Below are 4,577 nucleotides of genomic sequence, written 5' to 3'. Positions count from 1 at the left end.
CGGAGTGCTAGCTGACTCAGTCGCGGGGCTCTTGTTCGGGGGTATATGAATAGCACTTAGCTGACCAAATTTATTGTAGCTGTAGTTAAGCGTACTTGAATCTGGCAGTGTCAGTGTTTGGCGTCTGCCGTAGTCATCGTAGCTGTATTTTAAGGTATGCGCTTGTTGCTGATTATGTACTTGCTCAGCACGCAGTAACCGCCCGCCTTTATCAAACTGCTGCTTTAAGGTTGCTTGTGCATTATGCGCACGAGTAATTTTACCTTGCAGGTTATAACTGAAGTAATTGGCGTTATTAATGATAACAGGTAAGGGCTTAGGCTAAAAACCTAGGCCCTTACAACATCCATGTTTTTAAAGAGCAAATTGGTAATATAAATTTATAAGGGCTGTTTGTGTTATTTTTGGTTCATATTACTTTTGATGTCTGAAGTCAAGATTTGACCCCTTTGTTTTTTAAGATTTGACCCCTTTGTTTTTTTTTGGAGTAAGGGCAAGTGTGTACTATCAATATACCCTCGCTTGCCTTCTCGTATACAACGTCCTGTTAATTCAACAAGTTCAAGGTACGATTTAAGTTCAAACGGGAGTCCTTTTGGCATAATTTGACGTGACATGCCTGCAAAGCGAAGTAGTTTTTTTGGCTGTTTACCAACTTTTGCGTATGTTAGTCGCTTTTGAACGCTGGTATGGTCAGATTCTTCTGGTGTATTTGCCATTCTGGCTCTTATGGGGTTTAAATCTACATACGCCATGCAGGCCGCAAGTGCGGCTTCATCAAGGAGTGCTTGAGATTTAAAGCGACCTTCCCAGAATCTACCTGTGCAGTTATCTTCTTTATTTGCTCTACGAGCAATATTTTCATTCAGTAAGCGCATAAACCAGCTAATACTTGATAAACGTTCGCGGTATTGTTTGACTGTTTGATTGAAAAAGATGAGTTCAACTTTACTTAGCTTTTCACCTTGTACATATTTTTGCGTTAGCAATGTGCCTTTACAGAGTTTATGCCAGTGAATAACAATCGCTTTATCATTTAGCCTATTCGCTTTCTTATCATCAACATACAAGACTAAGTGCGTATGATTACTCATTACTGCATAAGCACACACGTCAATACAAAACACTTTGGTAAGCATAAGTAACTTCTCTTCTACCCAGCCTCTTCGATGCGCGTAAGACTTGCCAGTAAAATGGTCTTCGCCACATAAAAATTCACGCCGAACACAACGCGAGATACAGTGGTAATATTTTGTATCAACCAAACTTACTTGACGCTTTCTTGCGGTTGCCATAAGACACCCTGCTTGTTTTTCACACTGACAAAAGCCTAGTACTTAGTTAGCCAAACTGCAAAAATTAGGATGGGTGTCTAGTTTATTTGTTTTTAAGTGGGTGTCAATTCTGATTGACGACATTGTATTCCCTTGTCTTTAATTTATTGTTATTAATTTCTTTCCGAAACGATCAACTCTTTAAACTCTTGGGCTTTTAAATAAAAAACATGAAATTCTCTCACTTTTTTAACCCAATGATAATTAATTACACGTTCTCCATAATATGCACCTGCAAGCTGCCCGTATATAGCGCCTGTTGTGTCAGCATCTTCACCTAAATTAACGGCTAATAAAGCACCAGACTCAAATGTATCAGAATGATAAAAAGCCCATAAAACTGCTTCCAAGGTATGCATGACATAACCACTTGCGCGTATTTGCGAAGCACTTTTAGATTTATATTTAGCGTCTACTATGAGATCAATTATCGATTGACACAATGGGTTTTCATCCCAGTACCCGTCTATGGGTGTATAGATCCCATCGAGTAAAGTTTCTTTCGATACTCCATGCAAAGCTCCCCAAATTAACCCACTAAAATAACGGCAAGCATCTACAGCTTCTTCAGCGCCATGAGTTGTAATAGAGCTTAAAGCTGCATATTTAATTGCATTTTCAAAATTATCATAGTAACGAATTGGTATTGGTGCCAAACGCATTAAAGACCCATTTCCTGCAGATTTTGGATCTGTATTGCCAGATATAGGATCGCCAGTTTGTTTATAACTTTGCAGAGCATGAACAACCGTATTACCAATATCAAAACACTTCCCATTTACACTGAAAACACCATCTTTCCACCATTTATGGTACAAATCCATTTGATCTTTAGGGTCACAAATTTTTGTACGAACGAGACTATGAGCTAGGCAATACATCATGCTAGTATCGTCCGTCCACTCTCCTGCCTTCAAGTTAAATGGCCCTCCACCCACAATATCAGTAATTGGCTCAAATGTTCCAGGGGACTTAAACTCAAGAGTTGTGCCTAAAGCATCACCAAGCGCACATCCAAGTAAAGCACCTCGAAAGCGATTTATGTCATCATCACAATCAACTTGAATTCTTTGATAATATTCTTTACATTGCTCATCAGTAGGTCTTGGGACAGCAATGCGATAGACATTATATGATGACATCCATTGGGTTTTATGAGGCTCTCTGGAGCCACTCAATTTATTTGTCATAAAAGGAAATCGAAGATCATTAGGAATTTTATTTTCCATTTCTAACATTCGAATTATTATGGAAGAGGTAATTAACTCACCAGAATCATCATAATATTTTTTTTCACTCATTTTAAACCTCTTCCAACTCTATGAAGTTTGTTCCATTTACTTTTATACGGCTAATAACTTTAAATTTCGTTCCTGACTTAAACAATACTTCTTCCTCTTCTGGCTTGACTGCAGCATTGTTAGCAATATTAACCCCTGTTTTAGAAGTTATAAGTATTTTAGTATTGCCATCGAAGGGCTTATCTAAATTACTCGATGAACTTTTAAAACCTTTTTCATGATGTATGCCACCAATAGGGAACAACTCCTCTAATAAGTCATCACTGAATTGATCTCCACGAATAACCTGTCCCTCATACCTCAACAATGGGTTTTCCGCCAATTTAATTAACGCTTGATCAGTATCAGCAACGGTCTTAGCCCATTTTTCCTTATCCTTAGGTGAAAACCCTCTAAGCCCAGAATTTATGGGCTTGTAAAGGTTTGTAGTATACACTGCAAGTGATAAAAACTCATCACGTGTTAAAACCTGCATATCAGGATCTAAATGGTAATTAATTAAAACGTGGTTTTTAAACTCTTCACCCTCTTTCCATATTAAACTAGTCACTTTATCTAGTTCTGAATGAATCAATGCATCTATAGAAAGCGACTCTCCAATACTTTCATCGATAATAGACTGAGAGGTCATTGGGCTTGAGTTATCTCCTCCTCCCAATATAAGCAATGAAGTGGGATTTCCCGAAATAATCCCCTGCTTAATCTCTTTTGGCGTGATAAATCCAATTTGAGCGGCTTCAAGTAAATCCCTTTGTAACTCCTCACTAATTAGGCCTTCGTTAAATGCTTTTTTTAAGCTTGCTTTTAATCTTCTCTCTTCATCTTCTTTACATCTCAACCCCATTGGATCTACCCAATTAACCGGATTAGGCGCATATTGATAGTGGTTTATACCACCCACTAACCCTATCGGGTCTTGGTTTATAAAGCGCTGTTGTTTTGGGCTGTAGTAGCGATAACGGTTGTAATGCAGGCCACTCTCTTCATCTAAATATTGCCCTTGAAAGCGGATTGGCTGAGTGAAGCTATGCTCTTTATTAGTGTCAGGCTCGGCTTCTGGTTCTTCATAACCATACACATCGGCTTGGTTTTCCCATACGACTTCTGCTTTGTTATTGGTTACAAAGCGTGGGGTATTCAGTTGGTCTAGGTGGTAGTAGTACACCTCGCCTTGTTTAATCAGTGCTACTGGGTGAAATTGGTTTGGCAGGTTGATATACCAGGTATATTCACCGTGCTGGCATTCGCCAATTAGCTGGTCGTTATCCCAAATGTAGTCAATTTTACCGTGCTCGGTGTGCTTGGCGATACGACGACCTAATGGGTCGTAGTCGTATTGCGTGAGCGTGCCGTTGTTGTTAAAACAGCTTAACTGATTAAACGCGTTGTACTCGCGGCGGGTTTTTATGCCTTTGCCAGTTTCGCGTATTTGATTACCAAACTCGTCGTAGTAAAAGTCGCTGTCGCCAAAGTGGGTTAAACGGTCTGCGTCGGTGGCACTGTTTATTATGGTGTTGTTAGTGCCTTCATTGTTTACTACTGAGTCGGCATTATTACTAGGGGCTAAATTATTTGGCGCTAAATCGCTGTATTCGTTATGGGTGGCACGTGTTAAATCAATAAAAGAGCTGGCATCAGTATTTGTAGTATTTTGCTCACTACTGTCTGTATCGCTTTTGCTTGATTTTACTGTTTGGCTTTGCGGGTTACCAAAACTATCCCACTGGTAGTGGGTGATTTTATTGTTCTGCTCGCCTGCTAAAGTTTGTTGTATTAACTGCCCCAAGTTGTTGTATTCGAAATTAATATTGTGGCTGCTTACACCTTCCTCTTTACGGGCAGTAAGCTGGTTGATGCTGTCGTAGTTGTACGTACAGGTATCGAATAGTGCTTGTGCTGGGTGTGTAAGCTGTTGCTGTGTTGCGGTGCTCGTAAGATTGAC

3 protein-coding genes and 1 pseudogene are annotated in these 4,577 nt (G+C 39.6%); all 4 read right to left on the bottom strand.

What is annotated here, in order from left to right:
* Window positions 1-270: hypothetical protein (locus CWB66_RS22605; RefSeq protein ID WP_502705282.1), on the bottom strand; the 270-nt coding region annotated here is incomplete at its 3' end.
* 209 nt (window positions 271-479) lie between these two features.
* Window positions 480-1,295 (bottom strand): annotated as a pseudogene (locus tag CWB66_RS03450) (transposase); the annotation flags it as partial.
* Between the two features lie 152 nt (window positions 1,296-1,447).
* Window positions 1,448-2,635 (bottom strand): ADP-ribosylglycohydrolase family protein, encoded by a 1,188-nt coding sequence (locus CWB66_RS03445; RefSeq protein ID WP_212747807.1) that lies wholly within the window; start codon window positions 2,633-2,635, stop codon window positions 1,448-1,450.
* Window position 2,636: 1 nt separating this feature from the next.
* The coding region (locus CWB66_RS22930) for an RHS repeat-associated core domain-containing protein (protein WP_289508495.1) at window positions 2,637-4,577 on the bottom strand (1,941 nt) is incomplete at its 5' end.

The organism is Pseudoalteromonas sp. S558, assembly GCF_005886635.1.
Lineage (GTDB): Bacteria > Pseudomonadota > Gammaproteobacteria > Enterobacterales > Alteromonadaceae > Pseudoalteromonas > Pseudoalteromonas aliena.
This window is presented reverse-complemented; position numbering and strand designations above follow the sequence as displayed.

Bases quoted from the DNA above. Each gene is read 5' to 3' on its own strand.
- CWB66_RS03445 (WP_212747807.1), bottom strand. From the start codon at position 2,635: ATGAGTGAAAAAAAATATTATGATGATTCTGGTGAGTTAATTACCTCT.